This is a genomic window from Actinoplanes sp. NPDC020271 (assembly GCF_044388125.1).
GTDB lineage: Bacteria > Actinomycetota > Actinomycetes > Mycobacteriales > Micromonosporaceae > Actinoplanes.
In genome coordinates this window covers 453,361-479,739 of record NZ_JBIRWQ010000002.1, presented here as the reverse complement: position 1 = coordinate 479,739, position 26,379 = coordinate 453,361, and the positions used below count along the sequence as shown (strand labels likewise).

Sequence of the window (26,379 nt, the reverse complement as noted above, 5' to 3'; positions counted from 1 at the left end):
CAGGACCTCGCAATAGGCGCGTTATCCGCTGCTCAAAGGCTGGATCGGCGCCGGCGGGTCACGAGAGCGACCAGAAGCGCGACCATTCCGGCGCCCAACGCTCCGCCGATCAACCAGTGACCGATCGTGACCGAGGACTTCTCCTCCGGCGAGGTCGCCGCCGCGAGAACCGGGTCGGCGGTCGTCTCCTCCGGCGTCACGGTGGTGGCCTCGGCGACCGGCGCGGCGGCGCTCTTCGTGGCGACCGGGACGCTCGACTTCTCCGGCGCGGCCGGCGCCGTCGTCGTCTTCTTCACCACGGGCGCGGCCGGGAAGACCAGATCGGAACAGGAGTAGTACGTGTCCGGCGTGCTGGACGTCTCCCACACCACGTAGAGCATCTGCCGCCCGGTCCGCTGCGGCAGCGTCACCGACATCCGGTACGACCCTCCGGTCAGCGGCGGGTCGGTGAACGTCCCGATCGGCTTGCTCCCGAGGTCGTCCCAGGTGAGCCGCCGCGACGAGTCGTAACCGGGCCGGGTCAGGTAGATCCGGAACTGTCCCTGGTGCGGGATCGTTCCCTCGTACGCGATCGGAAGCTTCTGACCTGACGTCACCGTGGTCGAGGGGAAGTCGTCGCGGGGCAGGTCGAGTCCCTTGTAGTTGTCGAGCCCTCCGCTGCACAGCTTCCCGTCCGGCACGGCCTTCCGGTCGTTGCCGTTCACGTTCGCGATCCGCAGGTTGTCGAACGCCCCGATGAACCCGTTCGTGGCCACTTTCGCCGCCTTGCACGCCGCCGCCGACGTCTTCACCCCGTTGCCCGCGCACGCCGCGGACCGGCTGATCGGGGTGATCGGGGCGCCGTGGGCGGAGGCGGGCGCGGACGGCAGGACGACCGTGGCCGCCGCGGTGAGCAGAGCGGCGGCACAGAGGCGGCGGACGGACACGGGACACTCCCAGGCATGTCACACGACCGGGACGTTCCCGGTCACCCGGGGATACGGAGATCCGGCACCGCTCGTTCAGCCGCCGCCCGGCTGTGATTGCATGGCTAGGCCGCGTCTCGGGACTCGGCCGAGTGCCAGGCGCGCTCCTGACCACGCCGCAGCCCCGGTCGAGTCCCGAGACGCGGCCCAGTCAGGTAAGCCCATCCTGGAGGATCCATGAACAAGCCCGACGTCGGTCACATCCCCGACGAAGCGCCCGCCGATCTCGTGATCGAGGACATCGTCGAGGGCACCGGCCCGGAGGCCAAGCCCGGCGAGTACGTGAGCGTCCACTACGTGGGCGTGGCCCAGTCCACGGGCAAGGAGTTCGACGCCTCCTACAACCGCGGCGAGGCCCTCGGTTTCCGCGTCGGTGGCCAGCAGGTCATCGCCGGCTGGGACCAGGGTGTCGCCGGGATGAAGGTCGGCGGCCGCCGCAAGCTCACCATCCCGCCGCACCTGGGTTACGGCGCGTCCGGCGCGGGCGGCGTCATCAAGCCGCACGAAACCCTGATCTTCGTGGTGGACCTGGTCGAGGTTCACTGACGTTGTTGTGCGGGCCCGGGGGTCTCCCCGGGCCCTTGCAGCAGCCCAGACAGCCCCTCGGCGGCCTCGGCCTCGAGGCGCGCGGCGGCCGCCTCCTCCTCGGCGATCCGGGCCTCCTCGGCCAGCACCTCCGCGGCCACCTCGGCCACGTGCGCGTTCTTGCGCTCCGCGACCGCCCCGAGCAGCGACTCCTCGTAGCGCCGCTTGGCCTCGGCGATGTCCTGGTCCATCCGCTCGACCTCGGACTCGTCCGGCCGCGTCTGCCGCCAGATCCGGTTCAGTTGATCGACCGAGAGATCCCCCCGGCGGTACGCCTCGAGCGCCGCCCGTTCGACCAGCGTGCGGGTCTCGTCCTTCGGGCCGGTCCACGCGTCCCACCGGGCCTGCTGGTAGTGCTCCTCGGCCTCGTCGCGCACCCCGTTCGCCTCGGTCGCCCGTTCCCGCGCCTCGTCCGCCGCCCGCACCGCCCGCTGTGCCGCAGCCCACACCTCACCGGCGCCGCTCTCCAGCTCCACGACCTCCGGAGCCGGCTCGGGGGCCGGCGGGCCGGGCGAGCGGCGACCGGCGACGATCGCCATCCCAGCCAGCGCCAGCACGGCGAAGAGCAGCAGCGCGAGCGAGATCTGGGCGGCTTCCATCCCCGTTCCACTCACGCCCCTCGACGCTAGTAGAAACGCGAATCAACCGCACATCGGAGAGTCGTCGCCGGGCTCGGGTAGCGGCGGCCAGGGCTCGTCGATGGGGATCACCGGGCACCCTTCAGCGCGGCGCAGCCACCGGTCTCGTCCGGGAGCAGCGGACGGAACGTCACCTTCCACTGCTTGCCGCCCGAGGTCCACGGGGTGAGCTGGTTCGCCGCCCCGGCCGCGGCCAGGATCGTGTCCTTCTCGGCGCCGGTGACCGCGACGCAGTGCAGCCCGGTACCCGCGTTCAACTCCTCGCCCGGCAGCGCCGGGCCGGGCCAGGCCTTCTCCGGCTGTTCGACGTCACCGGCCACGTACGCCTCGACCAGCGCCACCACACCGAGCGGCCGGTAGACGTCCGGCGCCGGCGAGCTCACCGAGTCGGCGAACCCGGTCAGCTCGTCGGCGTAGGCGGCGAGCTTCTTCCGGGCGGCCCGCTGCTCCGCGGTCAGGTAGGGGTCGTCCGGCCGGGCCTGGCGCAGCGCGTTCACCCGTACCGTCTCGGTCTTCCCCTGCGACGTGGCGGTGAGCACCGTGTCCGGGATGTCGGTGACGCCGGGCGTCCCGAGGTCGGCACCGGACTTCACGCCGGCCTTGACGGCGTCGTCGGCCCACTGCTGGGCGCGCGCCGGCGTGATCCGGGAGACCAGCAGGTTGGGCAGTGCCGGGCCGGGATAGCTCAGCGGCACCGGACCGTTACTGATCACCCGGCCGTCGGAGTAGACGGTGATCTCCGGCAACCGGCCGTAGGCGAAGTTCGCGGGGACGAACCCGCCCTGCTGTGCGATCCGCACCAGCACGACCGGGTTCGCGGGGGCGCTCTCGGCGATCGGCTCGGCCGCGGGCGCGGAACCGGCCTCGCCGGACCGGGCACACCCGGCCATCATGATCAGGGGGACGGCGGCGGCGGTCAGCAGGCCGCGGGTTCGGGTCATACCGGTTCGACGAGACGCCCGGCCCGGCGGTTCCGCATCGGCGGCACAAACCCGCCGAAAGGATGGATCTTGCGGCCCGGCCGCGCCTCCCGCCCGATTTTCCCCATCAAAAGCCGATCAAGGTACGACCCGGGCACTGTTGCCGAGCACCGACACCACATCCCCGGGGTGCAGCTGGCGGCCCCGCCGCGTGTCCACCTCGCCGTTCACGGTGACGTCACCGGACGCGATGAGGATCTTGCCCTCGCCCCCGGTGTCGATGAGGTCGGCCAGCTTGAGGAACTGGCCCAGCCGGATCATGTCACCGTCGATCGGCACGTCGCGCATCCGCACATCATCCGGCACCGCCGGGCGGCCGCCGACGGCAGGGCGGCACCGTCGAAAAGAACTCGAAAACTTTCTGACCGCGGTTGAACCATCGGGGCCCGTGATCCGAACTAACTTCCGTGAGGTATTCGGTAACCGCGCTCACTCTCGTGACGGCAGCCGGGGTGCTCGGCGTGACGGCCGGCCCGGCGTACGCCGACGTCACCGTCAGCCCGGCCAGCGTGCCGCAGGGCAGTGGGCAGAACCTGACCTACCACTACGTCAACGAGGGCACCCAGCCGGTGTCGCAGGTGACGTTGCTGATCCCGGCGGACAGCCCGATCGCCGAGGTCTATCCGCTCTCGGTCGACGACTGGGCCCCGAAGATCGACTATCAGCAGCTCACCGAGCCGCTCAAGACGATCCACGGCGGCACCCCGGTCACCGAGGCGCCCAAGTCGATCACGTGGATCGCGATGACCGGCAAGGAGATCAAGCCGGGCGGCGCGGCCGACCTCAGCGTCGCGCTGGGTCCGCTGCCCACGCTCAGCTCGATCACGTTCTCGCTGACCGGCAAGTACGCCGACGGCAAGGACGCGCCCGCGATGACCACGAGCCTGGCGCTCACCCCGGACCCGGACGGTTCCGTCGCCGCGGCCGGCCACGCCGCGCACGGCGCCACCGGGACCGACACCGGCACCGGCGAGGACGCCCTGTTCCAGCAGGCGGTCGCCGAAGCCCAGAACGACTCCCGGGGCGGGTCGGCCCTCGCCGTGCTCGGCTGGGTGGTCGCGTTCCTGGCCCTGGCCGGCGCCGGCGTGACGGTGCTGCGCAACCGGCACCGCGCCGGCGAGGAACCCGACGAGTCCCCGGCCCCGGACGACGAGTCCATCGCCTCCGACGACGCCGACGCCTCGGTGCGGGCGACCGCGGAGACCGATACCGGCAAGGAGCCCGTGGCCGCCGGACGCTGGAGCCTCAAGGGCTGACCAAGACTCCCCGCAGGGCAGGGTCCTTGCAGCGGGAAACCTCACGCGGGTGGGCGTGAGGCAGTCGGGTGAGGCGCGTGGGGCGCCGATCACGACAGGCGGGTGGGGCCCCGGGCAAGGCCCGTGATCCGCACGACAGGCGGGTGGGGAGGCGACTCCCCACCCGCTTGCATGCGTTCCGCCCCCGGACGGTCCGCGAGCTCGCCGACGGCTCCGGCCGGGCCGACGCACGGCGACGCCGGGACGGGCGCTCTCACCGGGATCGGGGCCGGCCACGGCGGTGCCGGGCCGGGCGCTCTCCGGGAACTCAGGGGTGACCGGGCCGGCGGCGGCGCCGGAGCGGCCCGGTGCGGGCCGGGCGTCGCGGACCGACCCGCGGGGGCTGTCGGCCCGTCGTACGACATCGGGGTCTCAATCGTCTTTCAAGGCCGTCGCGACGTCGGCGAACATCGGCAGGTAGTCGCTGAGACCCAGCGTGTCGAAGAGGCGCCGGAGGAAACCGGACGGCGCGGCCAGGCGGACCCAGCCACCTCGCTCCATGGCCCGGCCGTGCGCCGTGACCAGCACCCCGACGCCCATGGAGTCGCAGAAGTCAAGGCCGGCGACGTCGACGACGACGCGCGGCGAGGGTCGTTCGACGAGGCGGCCGAGGTTGGCCTTGAGCGCGGGCGCGGTGTCGATGTCGAGGGAACCGCGCAGGACGAGGACGGCCGTGTTCGGTGGGTGGTGCGCGACCGATACCTGCATTGTGCTGTGAACCTTCGGGTCGGGGGGCGGACTCGTACAGGCAACCCTATGCGAGCCCGCCAACACCCGCAGTTCTCAGATCGAGTTGCGCCATTTACGGCCGTTGCGCCCGATCAGCCGGTCCGCGTCGGCCGGGCCCCACGAGGCGGCCTCGTACGTCGGGATCGGCGACCGGTCCTTCGCCCAGTGCTCGATGATCGGGTCGACGACCCGCCACGACTGCTCCACCTCGTCGCTGCGGATGAAGAGCGACGCGTCGCCGACCAGGGCGTCGAGAAGCAGCCGCTCGTAGGCCTCGGGCGACTCCTCGACGAACGTCTGGTCGTAGGAGAAGTCCATGCTGGCCGTCCGCACCCGGAACGAGTGGCCCGGCACCTTCGCCCCGAACCGCAGCGAGATGCCCTCGTTGGGCTGGATGCGCAGCACCAGGGCGTCCGCGTCCAGCTCGGTGAGCTGGCTGGTCGGGATCGGCAGGTGCGGCGGACGCTGGAACTGCAGCGCGACCTCGGTGACCCGGGCCGGGAGCCGCTTGCCGGTGCGCACGTAGAACGGCACGCCCGCCCAGCGCCAGTTGTCGACGTTGAGGCGCAGCGCCGCATACGTCTCCGTGCGCGACAGCGGGTCGACGCCGACCTCCTCGCGGTAGCCGGCCATCAGCTCCTCACGGGTGCCGCCCCGCGTGTACTGCCCGCGCACCGCGGCGTCGGCGATGTCGCGGTCGGTGGGGAGCCGGATCGCCTGGAGCAGCTTCACCTTCTCGCTGCGCAGGCCCTCGCCGCCGAACGACGCCGGGGGCTCCATCAGCGCGAGCGCGAGAACCTGGAGCACGTGGTTCTGCACGATGTCACGCATCGCGCCGGCCGACTCGTAGAAGCCGCCGCGGGTGCCGACGCCGAGCGTCTCGGCCACCGTGATCTGCACGTGGTCGACCCAGGAACGGTCCCAGATCGGCTGGAAGATCGAGTTGGCGAAGCGCAGGGCCAGAACGTTCTGAACCGTGTCCTTGCCCAGGTAGTGGTCGATCCGGAAGACGTTCGCCTCGTCGAACGCGGCGTGCACGACGCCGTCCAGCTCGCGGGCCGTGGCGAGATCCCGCCCGTACGGCTTCTCGATCACCAGGCGGGCGAACGAGCCCTCCCGGGCCTGGTTGAGCCCGGCCCCGTCGAGCCCGCAGATCACCGGCTCGAACGCGTTGGCCGGGGTCGACAGGTAGAACAACCGGTTGCCGGACGTGCCCCGCTGCGCGTCGAGCTCGTCGAGCGTCTCGGCCAGACGCTTGTAGGTGTCGGGGTCGTCGTACCCGCCCGACACGTAGCGGATGCCGCCGGCGAGCTGTCGCTTCTCGCTCAGGCTGCGGCCGCCGAGGGCGCTTTCCGCGAACTGCTCGTCGGACATCGGTGTCCGCGCCACGCCGACCAGCGCGAACTGGTCGGGCAGCCGGTTGTGCCGGGCAAGGCTGTCGACCGCCGGCAGCAGCTTGCGACGGGTGAGGTCACCAGAGGCGCCGAAGATCACCAGAGTGGCCGGCGGCGCGCTGCGCTCCTGGATGAGCTGAGGTTGGTCCATCTTTGTCCGTGTCCTCCGACCGCGTTGTTACCGTCCGTTTGAACCTTACGCAGCGGCCCCCCTTGATGGTTCACCATGACGTGTGCCGCCGAGCACAATGCGACCGCTTCTCTGAATGCGACAAAGACCTAACCGATAAAAGTGGCAAAATGGGCGCAAAGGTCTGGCAACCGAGGGGGACCCCGTGAAGTACCGGCTCGTGACCCGCAGTGACTTCGACGGCCTGGTCTGCGCCGTGCTGCTGCGGCACCTCGACATGATCGACGACATCATGTTCGTGCACCCCAAGGACGTGCAGGACGGCGTCGTCGACATCACCGACCGGGACATCCTCACGAACCTGCCCTACGACGCCCGGGCGTACCAGGTCTACGACCACCACCACTCGGAGACGCTGCGCGACGAGGGCGACCGCAGCAACCACGTCATCGACGCCGACGCGCCGTCGGCCGCGCGGGTGATCTACGACCACTTCGGCGGCAAGGAACGCTTCCCGAAGGTCTCCGACGACCTGATGATCGCCGTCGACCAGGCCGACTCGGCCGACTACTCACTGACCGACATCCTCAGCCCGACCGGCTGGACGCTGCTCAACTTCCTGATGGACAGCCGCACCGGGCTCGGTCGCTTCCGCAACTTCCGGATCTCCAACTACCAGCTGATGATGCAGCTCATCGACGCCTGCATCGAACACCAGGACGTCCACGAGATCCTCGCCCTGCCCGACGTCGCCGAACGCGCCACCCTCTTCCACGAGTGCTCGGCCCGTTTCGTCGAGCAACTCCACCGCGTCAGCCACCTCGACGGCGACGTCATCGTCGTCGACCTGCGCGACGAGGAGACGATCGAGGCGGGCAACCGCTTCATGGTCTACGCCCTCTTCCCCGAGGCCCGCGTCTCGGTCCACATCATCTGGGGCCGCCAGAAGCTCAACACCGTCTTCGCCTGCGGCAAGTCGATCCTCGACCGCTCGTCGCCGGTCGACATCGGCGAGGTCATGCTCCGCTACGGCGGCGGGGGCCACATCGCCGCCGGCACCTGCCAGGTCCCGCACGACGAGTCCGACCGCGTCGAACGCGAGATCATCGACGCCCTGCGCACCGAGCGCGTGGTTCCCGTCTGACGATCACGATCAAGATCTTCAGGTCCTGCGTCCGCCGTGGTCGCCCTCCGCCGCTCCCGCGGGGACCCCTCCGGGCCTCGCAGGGCCGTGGCCGGCCCCGAACGCGAACCCCTCCGGGGCGACCTCCGTGGGCGGTCCCGGTCAGAGCAGAAGACCCGCTCACGGGTCCCGCCCCCGAACGGCCCGGCCCCGCGCAGCGCGGGTGGCCGGGGCCCGACCGTGCGCAGGAACGCCCGCCGGTGAACCTCCGCCGGCTCCGCGTCAACCCGAGCCGGCCACACGCTGCCGCCCCCGGCTGGTTCTCACCGTGGTGATCAGACCCGAACCACGCACGCCGGGAACCGGCCGGGACCGCGAGCCGCGCCGCTGCGCCGCGGCGCGGACGGGGTCAGCGGGTGGCGGTGGAGACGGCGTCGAGGGCGGCGACGGCGGCGCCACGGGCGCCGGCCATGTCCAGATCGGCGACCAGCGCGAACGACGCCGCCTTGGCCTGCTCGTCCCGCAACTGCGTGTGCTCACGGACCGTGTTGAGGAACCACTGCCGGAAGTGCGGCGCCGCCTCCACGACTCCGCCGCCGAGGAAGTACGCCGCCGGGTCGGTGAAGTTGGCCGCGATCGTGAACAGCTTGCCGATCGCCCTCGCCTGCTGGCCGAAGACCGCCATCGCGAGCGGGTCCTCCTTCTCCCCGTACCCCCGAAGCATCTTTGCCGCTTTTTCGACGGGGAAGGCAGCGAGCGGGTGATCCGGGAATCGCTTCAACCAGTACGGCAGCAGGTTGTTCTTGATCCCGGTCAGTGACGCGATCGCCTCCACGTCCCCGGCGAAGCCGCAGTTGCAGGCCGGCACCGGCTGATCGTCCTCGAGGACGCCGTGCAGCGGGATCTGCACGTGCCCGAGCTCGCCCGCCATCCCGGCGGCGCCCTTGACGACCCGCCCGTTCTCGACGACGCCGCCGCCGAGGCCGGTGCCGACGATCGCCGCGACCGAGGACGTCTCCAGCGCGGCGGCCCCGAAGTGCCGGTGGTGGGCGTAGAGCGCGGCCGCGTTCGCGTCGTTGTTGTAGATCACCGGCAGCCCGAGCCGGGCCTCGAGCGCGCCGCGGATGTCGAAGCCGTGCCAGGAGACCTGGTTGAAGTTGGTCGCGCCCTTGGACGAGATCACGCCGTTGGCGCTGGCCGGGCCGGGAGTGTCCAGGCCGACCGCGCGGACCAGGGAGAGCGGGGTGCTGGTCAGGTCGAGGATGCCGGTGAACGCCTCGGCGAGCGACTCGACGGCCGACTCGGGCCCGTCGAGGACGCGGGACGGGTTCTCCACCAGGTTGTTCACCAGGAACTGACCGGTCGCGTCCAGAACGGTCGCGTTGTTGCAGGTCCCACCGTTGTCGAGACCGACGACGACCCAGGACGACGGGGTACGTACCGCTTCAGCCTGATCCACGATCCGAAGCCTACGTCCGTCACCGGTGTCCGGTCACGGGTGCGCCCGGATTGCGGACTCGTTAGTCACGGTTGCCGCCGCGATGACGTTTGACAGTCTCGTCGAAGGGAACCGCATGACGCTCGCTCATCTCCTCCGCCGCGCCACGTTCGGCCCCACCCCGGCTTCGCTGGCCGAGGCGGCCCGGCTGGGCGCCGACGGCTGGCTGGAGCGCCAGCTGAACCCGGCCCGGATCGACGACTCCGCCTGCGACAAGCTGCTGGAGCGCCTGCCGCTGGCCGGTGCCTCGACCGCCGCCGTCCGGGCCGCGCTGCCCAAGGACTCCTACGAGGCGTTCCGTCAGCTGGGCCGGGCCGCCGTCGCCCGGGCCGCCTGGAGCGAGCGCCAGCTCTTCGAGTCGGTGGTCGCGTTCTGGGCGAACCACCTGCACGTGGCCGCCCCGTCGGGCGGCGTCTGGGACTCCCGCGCCGACTACGACGCCCAGGTGATCCGCAAACACGCGTTCGGCCGGTTCACCGACCTGCTGCGCGCCTCGGCGCGGCACCCGGCGATGCTCACCTACCTGGACCAGCGTTCGTCGGCGAAGACGCACCCGAACGAGAACTACGCCCGCGAGCTGATGGAGCTGCACACGGTCGGCCTGGTCTACGACGAGGCGGACGTCCGGGACGCGGCGCGGCTGCTGACCGGGATGACGGTGAGCAAGGCCGGCGGCTACGTCTACGACGCGTCGAAGCACGCCACCGGACGGGTCGGCATCCTCGATTTCCGGCACGCCAACGACAAACCCGACGGCGAGCCGGCCGCGCTGGCTTTCCTCGATCACCTGGCGACGCACCCGGAGACCGCCCGGACGATCGCCCGCAAGCTCTGTGTCCGGTTCGTCGCCGACGAGCCGCCGGCCGCCCTGGTCACCCGGCTGGCCCAGGTCTACCTGGACAACGGCACGGCGATCGTCCCGGTGCTGCGGGCGCTCTTCACCTCGGCCGAGTTCGCGGCCTCCGCCGGGCAGAAGGTCCGCACGCCTTTCGAGGATCTCATCGCAGCCGTACGGGCACTGGGCCTGCGCCCCGGCGCGGACGGCGTGACGGGCCTCGACGCCCTTTACGACGTGCTGGTGCAGGCCGGGAACGCCCCGTTCCGGTGGGCGGCGCCGAACGGCTTCCCGGACGTCGCCGCGGTCTGGGCGTCGCCGTCGGCGTTCCTGGTGCGCTGCAACCTGCACCTGAACCTGGCCACCGGCTGGTATCCGAAGCAGCTGACCCGCCCCGCCGACCTGCTGCGGTCGTTGGTCCCGGTGCTGCCGGCGACGTACGGCGCTCTGGTCGACGCCCTCGCGACCCGCCTGATCGGCGCCCCGCTGCCGGCGGCGCACACCGCGGCGGTGCTCAGCGTCGCGCAGAAGTCGCCGAACTCTGTCCTGGACGCGAACGACAAGCATCTCGCCGGCCACGCCCCGTACCTGATCGCGCTCGTCCTCGACGCGCCGTCCTTCCAGCTGAGGTGATCATGAAAACGTCCCGTCGCACGCTCCTCGGTGGTGCGCTGGCCGGGCTGGCCGGCACGATGCTGAGCACGAAGATGGCCTTCGCCATGGAGCAGAGCTACACCGGCGACACCCTGGTGGTGATCTCGCTGCGCGGCGGCTTCGACGGCCTCTCCGCGATCGCCCCGATCGGCGATCCCGGCTACTACGCGGCGCGGCCGGCCATCGCCGTACCCAAGGAAGAAGTCATCGGTGGTGACGGCACCTTCGGCCTGCACCCGGCGCTGGCCGCGCTTGCCCCGCTCTGGAAAAGCGGGAAGCTCGCGGCGGTCCACGCGGTCGGCCAGCCGAACCCGACGCGATCGCACTTCGCGGCGATGGAGGCGCTGGAGAACGCCGCGCCCGGCACGTCCCTGCGCAGTGGCTGGCTTGACCGGATGCTCGGCCTGACCGGCGCGACCGCGCCCCTGGCCGGGGTGTCGATGGGCCACGCGATGCCGTCGCGGATCCTGATGGGCCCGTCCGCCGACGTGGCGATGACCGGAATCGACAACTTCACGCTGGCCGGGGACGGGAAGCGGCCGATCGCCGCGGCCCTGCGCGCGATGTACGGGGACGATCCCGCGGCGAGGTCCGCCGATCGCGCCCTCTCCGCCGTCGGCAAGATCAAATCCGGCGCGTACGCCGTGAGCAGCCCCTACCCGGAGACCGAGCTCGGCCGGGCCCTGCGTGACGTCGCGCGCCTGATCAAGGCGAAGGCCGGACTGGTCACGGCCGCGGTCGACTGCGGCGACTGGGACATGCACGAGGGGCTCGGCCCGGCGGTCGAGGGCCAGCGGATGTACGACGAGCTGGCCGATCTCGCCGCCGCGCTGGCCGCGTTCACCACCGACCTGGGTGCCGCGACGGCGAACGTGACCGTGCTGACGATCAGCGAGTTCGGCCGGCGCGTGCAGGAGAACTCGTCGCGCGGCGCCGATCACGGGCACGGCAACGCGATGCTGCTGCTGGGCGGCGGGATCCGGGGCGGCAAGGTGTACGCGAACTGGCCCGGCCTCTCCCCCGGTGCCCTGGTCGCCGGGGACCTCGCGGCGACCAGCGACTACCGCGCGGTGATCGGCGAGGTGCTGCAGAAGCGCTGCGGTCTCGGCTCGCTGGAGAGTGTCTTCCCGGGCGTCAAGCCCACCACCTTCGGCCTGGCCGCCGCCCGCTCCTGACCCGCCCTCGCAACGACGAACGGCAGCCGTGCGGAGATCCGCGCGGCTGCCGTTCGGCTTGTCCTACCGGAGGGAGTGCGTCACTTCGCGCCGGCGGTGCGGCGCTTGCTCCACACGTCGAAGGCGACCGCGGCGAGCAGCACGATGCCCTTCGCCAGCATGACCTTCTCGGTCTCCCAGCCCAGCAGGCCGGCACCGTTGTTGATGACACCCATGATGAGGCCACCGGTGATCGCGCCGACCACCTTGCCGACACCACCCTGGACCGCCGCGCCACCGATGAAGGCGGCCGCGATGGCGTCCAGCTCGAAGCTGTTACCGGCGGTCGGGCCGGCCAGGTTCAGGCGGCCGGCGAAGATGACACCGGCGACCGCGGACAGCACGCCCATGTTGACGAACAGCCAGAACACGACCGACTTGACCTTGACGCCGGAGAGCGTCGCGGCCTGCAGGTTGCCACCGACCGCGTAGATCTGGCGGCCGAAGACCGCCCGGTTGGTGACGAAGGTGTAGCCGACGACCAGCACGGCCAGCAGGACGAGCACCCACGGCAGGTTACGGAACCGGGCGAGCTGCACGACCAGGAAGATGACCAGCGCGGCCGGGGCGGCGACCTTGAGGATGAACAGCCACATCGGGTCGACGGCCTGGTTGTAGCGCACGCGGCCGGAGCGGGCCCGCCACTGCACGAAGACCATGGCGACCACGACGAGGACACCGACGATGATGCTGAACAGGTCCGCGCCGCCGAGCCCGCCGAGCCCGATGTTGCCCATGAAGCCGGGGGTGAAGCCGTTGGCCAGGGTGCGGATCTCGTCCGGGAACGGGCCGATGCCCTTGTTGCCCAGGATCATGTAGGTGATCGCACGGAACAGCAGCATGCCGGCGAGCGTGACGATGAAGGCCGGGATGCCGAAGTAGGCGACCCAGTAACCCTGCCAGGCACCGATGAGCGCGCCGAAGATCAGCGTGACGATCACCGCGATCGGCCACGCCACGTGCCAGTTGACCATCATGACCGCGCCGAACGCGCCGGTCGCGGCGACGACCGAGCCGACCGAGAGGTCGATGTGGCCGGCGATGATGATCAGCACCATGCCGATCGCGAGCACCAGGATGTACGAGTACTGCACGATGATGTTGCTGAGGTTCTGCGGCGCGAGCAGGTCACCACCGGTCGCCACGGTGAAACCGACCACGAGCAGGGCCAGCGCGATGTAGATACCACTCGACTTGATGTCGAAGTTGACCTTGCGCGTCGCCTTGTTCTGGGCACCGGCCGGGCCCTTGTCCACGGACAGATCGGCATTGGTGGGTGCGACGGTCACGGCGCCACCTCCTGTTCTTCCTTCGTCATGAGAGTCATCAGGCTCTCCTGAGTGGCCTCGGCGCGCGGCACCTCACCGGTGATCCGGCCCGCCGAGAGGGTGTAGATACGGTCGCAGATCCCGAGCAGTTCGGGCAGCTCGGACGAGATGACCAGGACGGCCTTGCCCTCGTCGGCGAGCCGGTTGATGATCGTGTAGATCTCGTACTTCGCGCCCACGTCGATGCCTCGGGTGGGCTCGTCGAGGATCAGCACGTCCGGGTCAGTGAAGATCCACTTCGAGAGTACGACCTTCTGCTGGTTACCGCCGGAGAGCTTGCCCACGACCGCTCCGACGTCCGGCGCCTTGATGTTCATGCTGGCGCGGTACTCGTTGGCGACCTTGAACTCCTCGTTGCCGTCGACCCAGCCGCCCTTGGCGAGCTTGGTCAATCCGGCCGCCGAGATGTTGCGCTTGATGTCCTCGATGAGGTTGAGGCCGTAGCGCTTGCGGTCCTCGGTGGCGTAGGCGATGCCGTGATCGATCGCCTCACGGACCGACCTGACGTGGATCTCCTTGCCGTCCTTGATCAGGCGGCCGGAGATGTTCACCCCGTACGAGCGGCCGAAGACGCTCATCGCCAGCTCGGTGCGGCCGGCGCCCATCAGGCCGGCCAGCCCGACGATCTCGCCGCGGCGCAGCGTCAGGTTCGCCTTGCGGACCAGCGCCCGGTCGGGCTGGGTGGGGCTGTGGACGGTCCAGTCCTCGATCCGCAGGATCTCGTCGCCGATGGTCGGCTCGTGCTCCGGGTACCGGTGCTCGAGGTCGCGACCGACCATGCCCGAGATGATCTTGTCCTCGGTGAGGTTCTCGATGTCGTTGGTCCAGATCGTCCTGCCGTCACGCAGAATGGTGACGCGATCGGAGATTCCCATCACCTCGTTCAGCTTGTGCGAGATGATGACGCAGGTGATGCCCTCGTCACGCAGGCCTCGGAGCAGGTTGAGCAGGTGCGCCGAGTCGTCGTCGTTGAGCGCGGCCGTCGGCTCGTCGAGGATCAGCAGCTTCACGTCCTTGGAGAGCGCCTTCGCGATCTCCACCAGCTGCTGCTTGCCGACGCCGAGCTCGACCACCGGCGTGACAGCCTTCTCCTGCAAGCCGACACGGCGCAGCAGCTCGTCGGCCGCCGCGTTCGTCTCGTTCCAGTTGATCCAGCCGCGCTTGCTTCGCTCGTTGCCGAGGAAGATGTTCTCCGCGATCGAGAGGTTCGAGGCGAGCGCCAACTCCTGGTGGATGATGACGATGCCCTTGTGCTCACTGTCGCGGATGCCGGAGAAGTGCACGGGCTCGCCGTCGAACTCGATCTGGCCCTCGAAGGTGCCCGCGGGGTAGACCCCGGACAGCACCTTCATCAGGGTCGACTTGCCGGCCCCGTTCTCCCCGCAGATGGCGTGGATCTCGCCCCTGCGTACCTCGATGTCGACGTCCTGCAGCGCCTTGACGCCCGGGAACGTCTTGGTGATGCCGCTCATGCGCAGGATCGTGTCGGTCATGAAGACCCTCCTATGGGCCGATGAAGTCCGCGCCCCGCCCGCGACGAGCGGGCGGGGCGCGGATTCAAATCACTTCAGCTGGTCAGCGGTGTAGTAGCCACCGTCGACGATGACCTTCTGGTAGTTGTCCTTGTCGACGACGACCGACTGGAGCAGCTGGGCCGGGACGACCTTCTTGCCGTTGTCGTAGTCGGTGGTGTTGTTCGTCTGCGGGGTCTGGCCCTTCAGGATGGCGTCGGCCATCTCGCCGGTGACCTTGGCCAGCTGACGGGTGTCCTTGTAGATGGTGGAGTACTGCTCACCCTTGATGATCGACTTGACCGAGGCGAGCTCGGCGTCCTGGCCGGTGACGACCGGGTACTTGCCGTCGGTGCCGTAACCGGCCGACTTCAGCGCCGAGAGGATACCGATCGAGATGCCGTCGTACGGCGAGAGCACGCCCTGAACCTTGACCGCGCCCTTGTAGTTGGCGGTCAGGATGTTCTCCATGCGCTTCTGGGCCGTCTCCGGGTCCCAGCGCAGGGTCGCGACCGTCTTGAAGTCGGTCTGCTTGGACTGCACGACCAGCGTGCCGTCCTTGATGTACGGGTCGAGGATGCTCTTGGCGCCGTTGAAGAAGAACGTCGCGTTGTTGTCGTCCGGCGAGCCGGCGAACAGCTCGATGTTGAACGGGCCCTTCGCGTCGCCCTTGCTGCCGTCCGCCTTGAGCACGCCGAGACCGGTCAGCAGCGAGGTGGCCTGCTGCACGCCGACCTTGAAGTTGTCGAACGTGGTGTAGTAGTCCACGTTCGCGTTGTCACGGATCAGGCGGTCGTACGCGATGACCGGGATGTTCGCGGCCTTCGCGTTGTCCAGCTGGGTGGAGAGCGCGGTGCCGTCGATCGACGCGATGATCAGGAGCTTGGCGCCCTTGGTGATCTGCGAGTCGAGCTGCTGGGTCTGCGTCGGGATGTCGTTCTCCGCGTACTGCAGGTCGACCTTGTAGCCCAGACCCTCGAGCTGCGACTTGAGGTTGTCGCCGTCGTGGATCCAGCGCTCCGACGACTTGGTCGGCATGGTGATGCCGATCAGCGCGCCGGCGGCGCTGCCGCTGGACGCCTCCTTGTCCGTGGTCTTCTCCGAAGAGCCACAGGCGGCCATGGTCGTGACCAGCGTGGCGGCGCTCAGGGCCGCCATGAGCCGGGTGTATTTCACGGTGGTTCTCCTCTTTGAGAGCGGTGTTACAGGGGGCGGGCCAGGCGGAAGTACGCCTGGTTCCACCGCACTCGATCGGCGAAGTCGTCGGTCGTGGTGCGGTCATCGATGAGCAGGAGCTCGGTCTGGGCCATCGTCGCGAAGTCCCGGAGGACCTCGGCGCCGATCGCCTGCGTGAGAACGGTGTGGTGAGGTCCCCCCGCGGTGAGCCAGCACTCGGCCGATGTCGACAGCGACGGCGCAGGCTTCCACACCGCACGGGCAACTGGCAAATTGGGCAGCGGCTCGTCCGGCGGGACGACGTCGATCACGTTCGCCACCAGGCGGAACCGGTCACCGAGGTCGGCGAGACCGACGACGACGCCGGGACCGGGCGCGGCGTCGAAAACCAGGCGGACGGGGTCTTCCCGCCCGCCGATACCCAGCGGGTGGATCTCGACGCGGGGCCGGGAGGACGCGATGGTCGGGCAGACCTCCAGCATGTGCGCGCCGAGGATCTTCGGTTCGCCCGGACCGAAGTGGTACGTGTAGTCCTCCATGAACGAGGTGCCGCGGTCGTCGCCGGCCCCCATCGCCTTCACGGTGGCCAGCAGCGCGGAGGTCTTCCAGTCGCCCTCGCCGCCGAAGCCGTAACCGTCGGCCATCAGGCGCTGCACGGCCAGCCCGGGCAGCTGGCGCAGGCCGCCGAGGTCCTCGAAGTTCGTCGTGAAGGCGCCGAAGCCGCCCTCGGTGAGGAACTGGCGCAGGCCGGCCTCGATCCGCGCGCCGTACCGCAGGGAGTCGTGCCGCTCGCCGCCGACGGCCAGCTCGGGGGCCAGCTCGTAGAGCTCCGAGTACTCCCCGATCAGGTCGTCGACGGTCTTCTCGTCGACCGCGTCGACGACGGCGACCAGGTCGTTCACCCCGTAGGTGTTGACCGAGACGCCGAACCGCAGCTCGGCCTCGACCTTGTCGCCCTCGGTGACCGCGACGTCGCGCATGTTGTCACCGAAGCGCGCCAGCCGCAGGGTCCGCAGGCGCTGCAGGCCGGCCGCGGCCTTCGCCCAGCCGTCGATCCGGGCCACCACCGACGGGTCGGACACGTGCCCGGCGACCGTCTTGCGCGGCACGCCCAGCCGCGCCTGGATGAACCCGAACTCGCGGTCGCCGTGCGCGGCCTGGTTGAGGTTCATGAAGTCCATGTCGATGGACTCCCACGGCAGCGACGTGTTGTGCTGCGTGTGCAGGTGCAGCAGCGGCTTGCGCAACGCGTCCAGGCCCGAGATCCACATCTTGGCCGGCGAGAACGTGTGCATCCACGCGATCACACCGATGACGTCGGGGTTCGCGTTCGCGTCGAGCATCACCTGCTTGATCGCGCCCGAGTCGGTCAGCACCGGGCGGGTGACCAGTTCGGCGCCGAGGCCGGCGGCCAGGGTGCGCTGGATCTCAGCGGACTGGTCGGCCACCTGCTGGAGCGTCTCCGGCCCGTACAGGTGCTGGCTGCCGGTCAGAAACCAGATCTGCGGTTTCATCGTGTTTCCTTTGGTGTCGATGGTGGTGCTGTTCAGCGGTCCCGGTCAGGCGTCACTGGTAGTAATCGTGCAGCACCAGACGCTCGGCGAAGAGCCGGTCGTAGATCTTGACCGCTTAAGGATGCCTCGGAGGAACCGCTCAGGCTGACGTGACCCCCGCCGATGGCGGTGGTCAGGCGCGGTCCGACGGACATCCGGGTCTACCTCCACAGAAGGAGCCGGGACGTGGCAGGCGCCACACCCAGCGGGGAGAAACCCAGTGTTATCGCTAACAATTGAGCTGTCAACGGCTCTTGGCAACAACAAAGTAACGGCCGCTTAACCCGGCCCTGGCAGGCTCTCAGGCGGGCGGCGCCACGCTCTCACGCACCACCAAGTGTGCCGGAACGATCACGGTGTCCGCTGCCCCGGGTTCGTCTTTCATCTGGCCCAGCAGCAGGGTCAGGGCGGCCCGGGCCACGTCGCCGAAGCTCTGGCGCACGGTGGTCAGCGGCGGGATGAAGTAAGAGGCCTCCGGCACGTCGTCGAAACCGACCACGCTGACGTCGTGCGGCACCCGGCGCCCGCGCTCGTGCAGCGCCCGCAGCACGCCCAGGGCCAGGTGGTCGTTGGCCGCGAAGATCGCGGTCACCTCGGGCATCCGGGCCAGCATCTGCCCCGCCCGGTACCCCTCGGCGGCCGACCAGTCGGCGCTGAGCAGCGGCGGCACCTCCCGCCCGGCCTCCTGCAGCGTCTGCCGCCAGCCCTGGATGCGCCCGGCCGAGTCGAACCACTCGGTCGGCCCGGAGACGTGCCAGACGGTCTCGTGCCCGGCCTCCAGCAGGTGCCGGACCGCAGCCCGGGCCCCGGCGACCTGATCCACCGTGACCAGCGCACGGCCGGCCGCCGGGTCGCCGTCGATGAAGACCACCGGCACCTCGGCCGGGATCTCGGCGAGTGCCTCGGTGGCCGAGGCGACCTGCGCGATCACCACCAGGCCGGCGACCCGCTGGTCCAGGTGACGGTCGACCACCGCGGAGATCGAGTCGCGGTCGAGCTCGCGGACGCTGCCGACGCTGACCGCGAAGCCGGCATCCGCCGCGGCCTGCTCGAACTCGGTGAGCATCGAGGCCGGGCCGTAGAGCATGCTGTTGCGGGCGACCACGCCGATCAGCTGCGAACGGCCGGTGACCAGCGCGCGAGCCGCCCGGTTGGGCCGGTAACCGAGCTCGGCGATGGCGGCGCGGACGCGGAGCCGGGTCTGCTCCTTGACGTTGGGATGGTCGTTGAGGACGCGGGAGACGGTCTGGTGGGAAACCCCGGCCAGTCGTGCCACGTCCGTCATCGCGGGGGAACGGGATCCCTTGGTCTCCACTTGCGCACCTCGCCAGGTCCGGATCTGATGGAGCGTAGCGGCAGGCCGCGCGTCTCCCACAGGGGAAATGTTATCGATAACAATGCTCGCGCCGCGAGCCCCGCGGCGGGGGTTGCCGCGAGCCCCGTACTCTCGGCAGCGATGGACGCGACACCCACGGTCAGCAGCCACCTCGTGCCCGGCCCGGCGGATGACGAGGGCTTCAGCTCCCTGCGCCGGCCCGCACGGCCGCGCGCCGAACGATACGAGATCGGTCGCTCGTTGCGCGAGAGGTCCCCCCGTTCGGAGATGGCGCAGTGGCGTCCGGGCCCCGCCCGGCTCGACCCGGTGCAGCAGGTCGTCGCGTCGCACGAGGGCCGGATCCCCTGGCTCGTGCCGGTCCGCATCGGCCGGATGATCACCAGCCCGTACGCGTTCCTGCGCGGCACCGCCGGTCTGATGGCCGACGACTTCGCCGCCCTGCCGCACACCGGCATCACTCCGGTGATCTGCGGTGACGCCCATCTGGGCAACTTCGGCTTCTACGCCTCCCCGGAGCGGGAGCTGGTCTTCGACCTCAACGACTTCGACGAGGCGCACCCCGGCCCCTGGGAGTGGGACCTGCGCCGCCTCGTGGTCAGCGTCTACGTGGCCGGCCGGGTCAACGGCTTCCGCGAGAGTGCCTGCGCCGGCGCCGTCCAGCACTGCGTCGCGGAGTACCGGGAGCAGATCGCCCACCTGGCTGCCCGCCCGCTGCTGGCCCGCTCGTTCGACCAGCTCGACGTCGACACGATGCGCAGCGCCGCGAGCCGGGCCAGTTTCCGCGACGAGATCGAGCGGGCGGCCCGGCGGGCGCGGCGGCGCACCAGTGACCGGGCGCTGCCCCGGTTCACCGAGCAGCGCGACGGCACCCGGCGGCTGGTCGAGGAGCCGCCGGTGATCACCCGGCCCCCGGAGGGCGACCGCGAGCTGCTGGACGAGGCGCTGGACGGGTACCTGAACACGCTCAAGCCGCACTGGGCCCGCATCCTCGGTGGATACCGGATCGTCGACGTGGCGCACAAGGTGGTCGGCGTCGGGTCGGTCGGCCTGCGGGCGTACGTGGCGTTGTGCGAGGGCTCGGATCCCGAGGACGTGGTGTTCCTGCAGCTCAAGCAGGCCCGCCGCTCGGTGATCGCGAAACACCAGCACGGCGCGCTGGCCTGGCACCGGCACCAGGGTCAGCGGGTCGTGGAATATCAGCAGGCGCTGCAGACGGTCAGCGACCCGCTGCTGGGCTGGGCGACCGTCGGCGATCACCAGTACTACGTGCGGCAGTTCCGCGACATGAAGGGCGCGATCGTCGTCGAGGACATCAACGCCGGGGCGCTGGCCGACTACGCCGGCATCTGCGGGTACCTGCTGGCCAAGTCGCACGCCCGGACGAGCGGGGCGTCGATGATCGCGGGATACTGCGGCAGCGGCGACAAGCTGGACGACTCGCTGGCCCGGTTCGCCCGGCTCTACGCCGACCAGGTCGAGCAGGACCACGCGGCGCTGGTGGACGCGGTGCGCCGCGGCGAGCTGGCCGCCGAGACCGCCTGAAATCTTTTCACCTATGGATCACGCAACCGGGCGTGTCGATCAGCTCGTCGTGCAGCACCAACCCGACCCGCTCCCGCCACCGGGAGCACCGACCCATGAAAGGCAGGCTGCGTGAGCGGCATCATCCCCCTGGAGTCCGCGGCCCTGCGCACGTTCTGGACCGAGCGGCACCTCTGCACCCTGACCACGCTGCGTGCCGACGGCTCCCCGCACGTGGTCGCGGTCGGCGCCACCCTCGACCCGGAGGCGGGGCTGGCCCGGGTCATCGCGTCGGGCGAGTCGGCGAAGGTCCGGCACGTCCGGCGCGGCCAGCAGCGGGTCGCGATCTGTCAGGTGGACGGGCCGCGGTGGAGCACCGTCGAGGGCCTCGCGGTGATCCGGGACGACCCGGAGTCGGTGGCCGAGGCGGAGCGGATCTACGCCGGCCGTTACCGGACGCCGCGGCCCAACCCGGCACGGGTCGTGATCGAGGTGGCCATCTCCCGCGTACTGGGATCGGCGTCCTTGGCGTCCTCCCCGGTCACCATCGCCTGAGGCCCGCGCTCCCGGGAGCGCCGCCGCACGTACCGGACACCGAGGTAGATCAGGTACAGGGTGACCAGCGGCGCGCCCGGGAACTTCAGCGACCGCACCAGCCCGGAGCCGTCCGGCAGCACCGAGAACGACGCCACGATCGTGATCACCATGACCGCCTTGGTGCGGAACCCGGTCGCCGCCAGCAGCGTCAGCGGCCACAGCGCGTACCAGGGCAGGAAGACCGGGGCCAGCGCGACCGTGGCGACGACCGCGGCCGACGCGCCGACCAGCGCCGCCCTGGCCGGGTCGGTCGTGGAGCGCAGCGCCCGCACCCAGATCGCCACCAGCGCCACGGCCAGCACGGCGTAGGCGATCGCCCGGGTCACCGGGACCGCGTCGAAGTCCGGGTCGAAGAGCTGACCGACGTACGTGACGGTCATCCCGACCGCGGTCGGCATCGAGCTGAACTGGACCAGCTCGCCACTGTCCTGCAGGCCGGCGATCCAGCCGAAGTCCAGGCCACCGGCCACCGTGATCCCGGCCAGCGTCACGGCGGCCGCCCCGACCACGCCGGCCGTCCCGATCACCAGGCCGCGGACGTCGATCGTGCGCGCCTTCGCCCACGCCGCCGCCACGATCAGCACCGCGAACGGCAGCGTGACCAGCGACGTCGCCTTGACCGCCAGCGACGCGCCGAGCAGCGCGCCGCCGCCCAGGATCGCGACCGGGTGCTTCGGGGAGCGGACGATCACGGCCAGCCCGGCGATCATCAGACCGAGCATGGCGGCGTCGTTGTGCGGGCCGCCGATCAGGTGCGCACCGATCAGCGGGCCGGCCAGCGCCAGCCACAGCGCCCGCGCCGGTGGCACCCCGCAGCGCCGGGCCAGCACCGGCAGCCCGGCCGCCATCCCGAGCACACCGGCCAGCGCCACGAGGCGGAACAACACCAGCGGCAGGACCAGCGAGCCGAGCTGCGGCGGCAGCGCGTCGACGATCGCCGGGGCCAGGGGCACGGCCTGACCGGCGGCGAGAATCGCGGCCGCGAGCAGGACGAACAGCGGCCCGTACGGCGTGAGCGTGTCCCGCCAGATCGGCGGCACCGCGCCGACCCATGTACAGGGCAGCGTCTCCGCCGTGGCCGAGTAGGGGCTCAGGCCGTGCGTGTACAACTCGCCCTGGCAGCTGTAGGAGTAGAAGTCCCGGCTGCCGACCGGCGGCAGGAACAGGAACGGCGCCGTCCACAGCGCGATCGTGACCAGCACCCACCGGGGGCTGTGCTCGCGATCACGGCCGGTCCACCACGCGTACCCCATGAGGGCCGTGCCCAGCACCCAGAGTGAGGTGACCGGAAGGTTGTGGTTGCCCTTGGCCGGCAGTGCCCCACCGAACAGGCCCGCGACGAACAGGAGGACGGCACCGCCGAAACCGGCCCAGCGCAGGGCCCGGGAACTCAACACCGGCAGATGGTCGCGGCAGCGGGTGATCAGCAGGCCGAGCCGGGGAGAACGGGAGGCGTCCATCAGGCGATGGGGCGATCCGGTTCGCTCACTGTTCATCCTCGCCCCCGTTCATCCTCGCCCCCGTCAGCCCTGCCGGCCGGATTCGCGCCGGCAATTGCAGGCTGCCATGACAACGTAAAGCGCGACATCCCGCAAGTCGCGCAAAACCATGCGCCCGGGTTCAGGCCGCTTCGGCTTTCAGCCTGTCGATTTCCCGTACGGCGGTGAGCTCCCCGCCCAGCACCTGCGCGTAGTGGCCGAGCAGCTGGTCACCGACCGCCGACCAGCTGCGCCCGCCGATCGCGGCCCGTCCGGCCGCACCCATCCGGCGGCGCAGCAGCGGATCCGCGGCGAGCCGGGCGACCGCGCCGGTGAACCCGTCCGCCTCGTGCGGCGGCACCAGGAAGCCGGTCTGTCCGTCCCGCACCAGGTCACGCGGCCCGCCCTTGGCCGGGGCGACCACCGGCACGCCGCTGGCCATCGCCTCCTGCAGGGTCTGCCCGAACGTCTCGAACGGCCCGGTGTGCGCGAAGACGTCCAGGCTCGCGTAGATCCGGGCGAGCTGGCCGCCGTGCCGCGCCCCGAGGAACGTGGCCCGTGGGAGCGCCTTGCGCAGCTGCGCCTCGGCCGGCCCGTTCCCGACGATCACCAACCGCACGCCCGGCAGCGCCGACACCCCGGCGAGCAGGTCGACCTCCTTCTCCACGGCGAGCCGGCCGACGAATCCGACCAGCACCTCGCCGTCGCGGCAGAGGGCCCGGCGGACCCCGGCACTGCGCCGGCCCGGCTGGAAGCGGACGTCGTCGACCCCGCGGCGCCACAGGTGCACCCGCTCGACGCCGTGCCGTTCCAGGGCCTGGATCGACTCGGTCGACGGCGCGAGGGTGCGGTCGCAGCCGTTGTGCAGGCGGCGGATCCACTGCCAGGACAGTTGCTCGGCGACGCCGAGGTTACGGATCCGGGCGTACGCCGCCACGTCCGTCTGGAAGACCGCCACCGTCGGCAGGTCCAGCGACGCCGCCGCGCTCTGCCCCCACGCGCCCAGGAAGAACGGGCTGGCCAGGTGGACCACGTCGGCCCGGTGCGCCCGGATCGCCGCCCGCAGCGCCGGAACCGGCAGGCCGAGACGGATCTGTGGGTACCCGGGCATGGGGATCGACGGGATCCGCACGACCGGATACGGCAGGGTGAGGGGCATCGGCCCCGGCGCGGGCACCGGCGCGATGACGATCGGTTCGTGGCCGGTGCGGACGAGGTGCTCCGCGGTCCGTACCACTGAATGGGCGACGCCGTTGACGTCCGGCATGAACGACTCTGTGACCAGCGCGATGCGCATGCCCCCAGGGGAAGGCCGGGCCCGGACCGGCGGGCAACGCTCCCGTGACGAACGGTTTAAGCGTGGCTGACATCACTGATGTTCGTCTCTGCGTTGCCCACCCGTGGCGAGGAGGTTCCTGAACGCTCGCGCGCAGCCGCGCCGGTCTCCGGCCCAGCTACCCACAGGCAGCTTTCGCCGGCCGGGAACGCGACCGGCTCCGGGGACCGGCATGCGTCGCGGTCACGGTTGCGCCGGTTCTCCCGGGCGTTGTTCGTCCCTCAGGGCGCCCGGGAGAACCAGCCGGGAGGGCGCGGTGCGCCGGGCGGTGGCCCAAGGGCGGGTTTCTTCGGGTTTGCCGGGAAAATGCTGTGAATCCGGGCGGGGTCACGGCCGCGCCTTTACTTGCGCAACCGCCGATCGTCATGATCCTCCGGTGACGCCCACGCCCGGAACGCTGCGCCTGCTGGCCACTCTGGGTGCCGTGCCGGATCTGCACCCGCGCGTCGGCAACACCTTCCCGCCGGCCGTGACCTGGGAGGACGGGCCCTGCGGGTGGACCGCGGCCACAGCACTCGCGGCCGGCGGCTTCACCGTGGGTGAGCACTTCTGGGGCGGGGCGCTCGCCGACGTACCCGACCTCGAGCCCTGCGTCTTCCAGCGGCTGCTGCGGCCGGCCACGGCGGCGCTGCTCTACCTGCACGCCGGGGAGCCGGACACCGCCGAGGGCGACGCCGCGCTGGCCGCCCGGGTGTTCGGGACGGACCTGCCGGGCGGCGGACACCAGCCCGACGGACCGGCCGACGAACTCGCCGTGCACCTGCTCCTCGGGGAGGCGGAGGGCTGCGACTTCGGCGGGGAGGCGGTCTTCGAGACGATGGGAACGGCGGTCCGGCGTACGTTCGGGAACCGTCACGGCCTGTTCGAGATCGCCCGCCGTGTGGTCATCTGAGACGGTGACCACCTGGAACCTTCTTCGCGCCGTGGCCGAGGCACTGGAGGCGGCCGGCGTGGCCGTCGCCGACTGGCGGGCCGACAACGACGAGGGCTGGATCCCGTTCGACCGCGCCCGCCCGTCGGTCGTCACCTGGGACCACGACCAGGCCGGGCTCGGCTGGTCCCGGACCGGTGGCTGGTACCTGCTGCTGATCACGTCACCGGGACGCCGGGTGTCCCACCCGCTGCCCGTCCCCGCCGGCGCGGAACCGTCCGCCGTGGTCGCCGCGGTCCTGGATTTTCGCCAGACGGAAGTCGCACACAACGGCGTTGACGAGGTGCCGACTCGGGCGCAGGGTCGAGGAAAGGACACCCGCCTGGAGTCGCCTTGACCCTTCTGGACGCCAGTCGCATCGCACTGGTCATCGCCACGCCACCGCTGGTCATCGTCGCGGCCCAGCACGCGCCGCGGTGGTGGCGCGCGCTCGCCGACCGGGTGGCGGAACGACAACCGGCCGAGCCGAGGCCGTACGGGCTGCCGATCGAGCGGCTCGCCGCCGACCTGCGCCGATTGCTGCGCCTGCACGGGGAGTTGACCGCCTCCGCGCGACCGGCGCTCTGCGCGCAGCGGGTGTGGGCGGTCGAGGCGGCGATCGGCGGGCGGGCGATCGAGGCCGCGACGGCGCTCGGGGTGCCGCATCCGCGGCCGGACGGGACGGGGCTGCTCACCCGTACGCAATTGTCGGCACTTCTCACCGCGCTCGCGGCCGCGGGGCTGGTGTTACCGGCCCGCGCCTGCCCCTTCACCACTGACGGCCGGATCTGACGCGCTGCCCTGCCCTGCACCACAGAACCGCGGCGGCATCCGACGCACTGTCCTCGGCCCACAAGAACGGCGGCGGGATTGCTCCCGCCGCCGTCTCTCGTCCCGGCCTGGTGGGCCCTGATCCGCCGAGCGCCCGGAGAGTCGGGGGGCGGTTCCCCGGGCGGGTCGTTCGAGGGCACCGTGCAGCGGCCGCCGATAACTGGGGGGCGACGGCCGCTCGGCCGGGGAGCTCGTGGGCTGATCCCCGCCGCGGACTCCGTCGCCCGCAGCAGGGCGGCCGGTCCGCAGTGGACCTGGCCGCTCACCAACCGTGCCAGGCTCAACCCCCATGATCCGCAAAACGCAAGGGTGTCCTTCGCCACGTTCCGTCACCTGTTCAGGGTCACCCGCAAGTCCTTAGCTCTCCTGAAATGGACCTTAAGTAATGCTTAAATCGACCGGCCCGCCGTAACCGGAAAGCAATCATCCGGGTTGATGGGAACGTGTTCCGGCGCGCCGCACGGGCGCCCGCCGAAATCCCGGCATAGTGACTGCTCACAACATTGAACCGGAAGCGGCCGACGGACGTATCCTTTCTCGACCGAACACACCCGGCGGGCTGCGGCGCCGGGCCGGTCACCGCCCGCGGCGCCTGCGCGGGTCAGGTCAGGGGGATCCGCAGGGCGGTGGCGCACCACGCAAATCCGTGATTAACCTTCCACATCCACCACGTGGCGGCGGGTGAGTCCGGGTGCGCGAGGGGCGGGCGCCGGGGGGCGCGGAGGTGGTCCAGGGTGAGGACGGTGGCACAGATGCGGCGAC

General features: G+C 70.8%; 24 protein-coding genes. 10 read left to right on the top strand and 14 right to left on the bottom strand.

All coding sequences use genetic code 11. The annotated features are described in order from the left end of the window. Positions 1 to 32 precede the first annotated feature (32 nt). On the bottom strand, positions 33 to 926 hold the full coding sequence (locus ACH442_RS05900; RefSeq protein ID WP_396336784.1) for a lytic polysaccharide monooxygenase: 894 nt from the start codon (positions 924 to 926) through the stop codon (positions 33 to 35). Between the two features lie 216 nt (positions 927 to 1,142). Here ACH442_RS05900 and ACH442_RS05895 point away from each other — a divergent pair, with 216 nt between their 5' ends. Further along, entirely contained in the window at positions 1,143 to 1,511 is a 369-nt protein-coding gene (locus ACH442_RS05895; RefSeq protein ID WP_396336783.1) for an FKBP-type peptidyl-prolyl cis-trans isomerase, read from the top strand. Here ACH442_RS05895 and ACH442_RS05890 read toward each other — a convergent pair. The 3 genes from ACH442_RS05890 to ACH442_RS05880 form a co-directional block, all read right to left on the bottom strand. Continuing rightward, positions 1,505 to 2,164, bottom strand: coding sequence for a hypothetical protein (locus tag ACH442_RS05890; protein ID WP_396336782.1), 660 nt, complete (start codon positions 2,162 to 2,164; stop codon positions 1,505 to 1,507). The two genes, ACH442_RS05895 and ACH442_RS05890, sit on opposite strands and share 7 nt — an antisense overlap. A 92-nt stretch (positions 2,165 to 2,256) precedes the next feature. After that, positions 2,257 to 3,129, bottom strand: coding sequence for a hypothetical protein (locus tag ACH442_RS05885; protein ID WP_396336780.1), 873 nt, complete (start codon positions 3,127 to 3,129; stop codon positions 2,257 to 2,259). A gap of 117 nt (positions 3,130 to 3,246) precedes the next feature. After that, entirely contained in the window at positions 3,247 to 3,456 is a 210-nt protein-coding gene (locus ACH442_RS05880) for an RNA-binding S4 domain-containing protein (protein ID WP_396336779.1), read from the bottom strand. A gap of 119 nt (positions 3,457 to 3,575) precedes the next feature. Here ACH442_RS05880 and ACH442_RS05875 point away from each other — a divergent pair, with 119 nt between their 5' ends. Next, positions 3,576 to 4,424, top strand: coding sequence for a DUF1775 domain-containing protein (locus ACH442_RS05875; RefSeq protein ID WP_396336778.1), 849 nt, complete (start codon positions 3,576 to 3,578; stop codon positions 4,422 to 4,424). A gap of 411 nt (positions 4,425 to 4,835) precedes the next feature. Here ACH442_RS05875 and ACH442_RS05870 read toward each other — a convergent pair whose 3' ends face one another. Together ACH442_RS05870 and zwf are read right to left on the bottom strand one after the other, a co-directional pair. Further along, positions 4,836 to 5,171: an STAS domain-containing protein gene (locus ACH442_RS05870; RefSeq protein WP_396336777.1), complete on the bottom strand. Its 336-nt coding sequence runs from the start codon at positions 5,169 to 5,171 to the stop codon at positions 4,836 to 4,838. Between the two features lie 75 nt (positions 5,172 to 5,246). Continuing rightward, the gene (gene zwf, locus ACH442_RS05865; RefSeq protein WP_396336776.1) at positions 5,247 to 6,737 is read right to left on the bottom strand and encodes a glucose-6-phosphate dehydrogenase; all 1,491 of its coding nucleotides are present in this window, start codon (positions 6,735 to 6,737) and stop codon (positions 5,247 to 5,249) included. A 184-nt stretch (positions 6,738 to 6,921) separates the two neighbouring features. On the opposite strand from zwf, the gene ACH442_RS05860 reads away from it, so the two are divergent. Further along, positions 6,922 to 7,860 (top strand): exopolyphosphatase, encoded by a 939-nt coding sequence (locus ACH442_RS05860; protein ID WP_396336775.1) that lies wholly within the window; start codon positions 6,922 to 6,924, stop codon positions 7,858 to 7,860. A gap of 388 nt (positions 7,861 to 8,248) precedes the next feature. Here the strand turns inward: ACH442_RS05860 and ACH442_RS05855 are convergent, their stop codons facing one another. After that, positions 8,249 to 9,298: an ROK family protein gene (locus ACH442_RS05855; protein WP_396336774.1), complete on the bottom strand. Its 1,050-nt coding sequence runs from the start codon at positions 9,296 to 9,298 to the stop codon at positions 8,249 to 8,251. A gap of 115 nt (positions 9,299 to 9,413) precedes the next feature. On the opposite strand from ACH442_RS05855, the gene ACH442_RS05850 reads away from it, so the two are divergent. After that, entirely contained in the window at positions 9,414 to 10,805 is a 1,392-nt protein-coding gene (locus tag ACH442_RS05850) for a DUF1800 domain-containing protein (protein WP_396336773.1), read from the top strand. Between the two features lie 2 nt (positions 10,806 to 10,807). Beyond that, positions 10,808 to 12,001 carry a DUF1501 domain-containing protein gene (locus tag ACH442_RS05845; protein ID WP_396336772.1) on the top strand — a complete coding sequence of 398 codons (1,194 nt, stop codon included), beginning with the start codon at positions 10,808 to 10,810 and terminating at the stop codon, positions 11,999 to 12,001. Between the two features lie 80 nt (positions 12,002 to 12,081). Here the strand turns inward: ACH442_RS05845 and mmsB are convergent, their stop codons facing one another. The 5 genes from mmsB to ACH442_RS05820 all read right to left on the bottom strand — a co-directional run bounded on the left by mmsB (position 12,082) and on the right by ACH442_RS05820 (position 18,893). Then, the gene (gene mmsB, locus ACH442_RS05840; RefSeq protein WP_396336771.1) at positions 12,082 to 13,329 is read right to left on the bottom strand and encodes a multiple monosaccharide ABC transporter permease; all 1,248 of its coding nucleotides are present in this window, start codon (positions 13,327 to 13,329) and stop codon (positions 12,082 to 12,084) included. Then, positions 13,326 to 14,861 (bottom strand): multiple monosaccharide ABC transporter ATP-binding protein, encoded by a 1,536-nt coding sequence (gene mmsA / locus ACH442_RS05835; protein WP_396336770.1) that lies wholly within the window; start codon positions 14,859 to 14,861, stop codon positions 13,326 to 13,328. Before mmsA ends, mmsB begins: the two co-directional genes overlap by 4 nt. A 69-nt stretch (positions 14,862 to 14,930) precedes the next feature. Further along, a complete protein-coding gene (gene chvE / locus ACH442_RS05830; protein ID WP_396336769.1) occupies positions 14,931 to 16,055 on the bottom strand; it encodes a multiple monosaccharide ABC transporter substrate-binding protein in 1,125 nt (374 codons plus the stop codon). Positions 16,056 to 16,081: 26 nt separating this feature from the next. Then, positions 16,082 to 17,569, bottom strand: a complete 1,488-nt coding sequence (araA, locus tag ACH442_RS05825; protein WP_396336768.1) for an L-arabinose isomerase — start codon at positions 17,567 to 17,569, stop codon at positions 16,082 to 16,084. Positions 17,570 to 17,909: 340 nt separating this feature from the next. Beyond that, positions 17,910 to 18,893, bottom strand: coding sequence for a LacI family DNA-binding transcriptional regulator (locus ACH442_RS05820; RefSeq protein ID WP_396337079.1), 984 nt, complete (start codon positions 18,891 to 18,893; stop codon positions 17,910 to 17,912). A 171-nt stretch (positions 18,894 to 19,064) separates the two neighbouring features. Here ACH442_RS05820 and ACH442_RS05815 point away from each other — a divergent pair, with 171 nt between their 5' ends. Both ACH442_RS05815 and ACH442_RS05810 read left to right on the top strand, forming a co-directional pair. Further along, a complete protein-coding gene (locus ACH442_RS05815; protein ID WP_396336767.1) occupies positions 19,065 to 20,486 on the top strand; it encodes a DUF2252 domain-containing protein in 1,422 nt (473 codons plus the stop codon). Between the two features lie 111 nt (positions 20,487 to 20,597). Further along, positions 20,598 to 21,020, top strand: a complete 423-nt coding sequence (locus ACH442_RS05810; protein ID WP_396336766.1) for a pyridoxamine 5'-phosphate oxidase family protein — start codon at positions 20,598 to 20,600, stop codon at positions 21,018 to 21,020. Here the strand turns inward: ACH442_RS05810 and mptB are convergent. Next, a complete protein-coding gene (mptB, locus tag ACH442_RS05805; protein WP_396336765.1) occupies positions 20,915 to 22,522 on the bottom strand; it encodes a polyprenol phosphomannose-dependent alpha 1,6 mannosyltransferase MptB in 1,608 nt (535 codons plus the stop codon). The two genes, ACH442_RS05810 and mptB, sit on opposite strands and share 106 nt — an antisense overlap. A gap of 160 nt (positions 22,523 to 22,682) precedes the next feature. Then, positions 22,683 to 23,837, bottom strand: coding sequence for a glycosyltransferase family 4 protein (locus tag ACH442_RS05800; RefSeq protein ID WP_396336764.1), 1,155 nt, complete (start codon positions 23,835 to 23,837; stop codon positions 22,683 to 22,685). A gap of 415 nt (positions 23,838 to 24,252) precedes the next feature. On the opposite strand from ACH442_RS05800, the gene ACH442_RS05795 reads away from it, so the two are divergent. The 3 genes from ACH442_RS05795 to ACH442_RS05785 are packed head-to-tail and all read left to right on the top strand — an operon-like array spanning position 24,253 to position 25,578. Then, positions 24,253 to 24,768: a hypothetical protein gene (locus tag ACH442_RS05795; RefSeq protein WP_396336763.1), complete on the top strand. Its 516-nt coding sequence runs from the start codon at positions 24,253 to 24,255 to the stop codon at positions 24,766 to 24,768. A gap of 4 nt (positions 24,769 to 24,772) precedes the next feature. Then, positions 24,773 to 25,144, top strand: coding sequence for a DUF6292 family protein (locus ACH442_RS05790; protein ID WP_396336762.1), 372 nt, complete (start codon positions 24,773 to 24,775; stop codon positions 25,142 to 25,144). Then, positions 25,141 to 25,578, top strand: a complete 438-nt coding sequence (locus tag ACH442_RS05785; protein WP_396336761.1) for a hypothetical protein — start codon at positions 25,141 to 25,143, stop codon at positions 25,576 to 25,578. Before ACH442_RS05790 ends, ACH442_RS05785 begins: the two co-directional genes overlap by 4 nt. Positions 25,579 to 26,379: the final 801 nt, after the last annotated feature.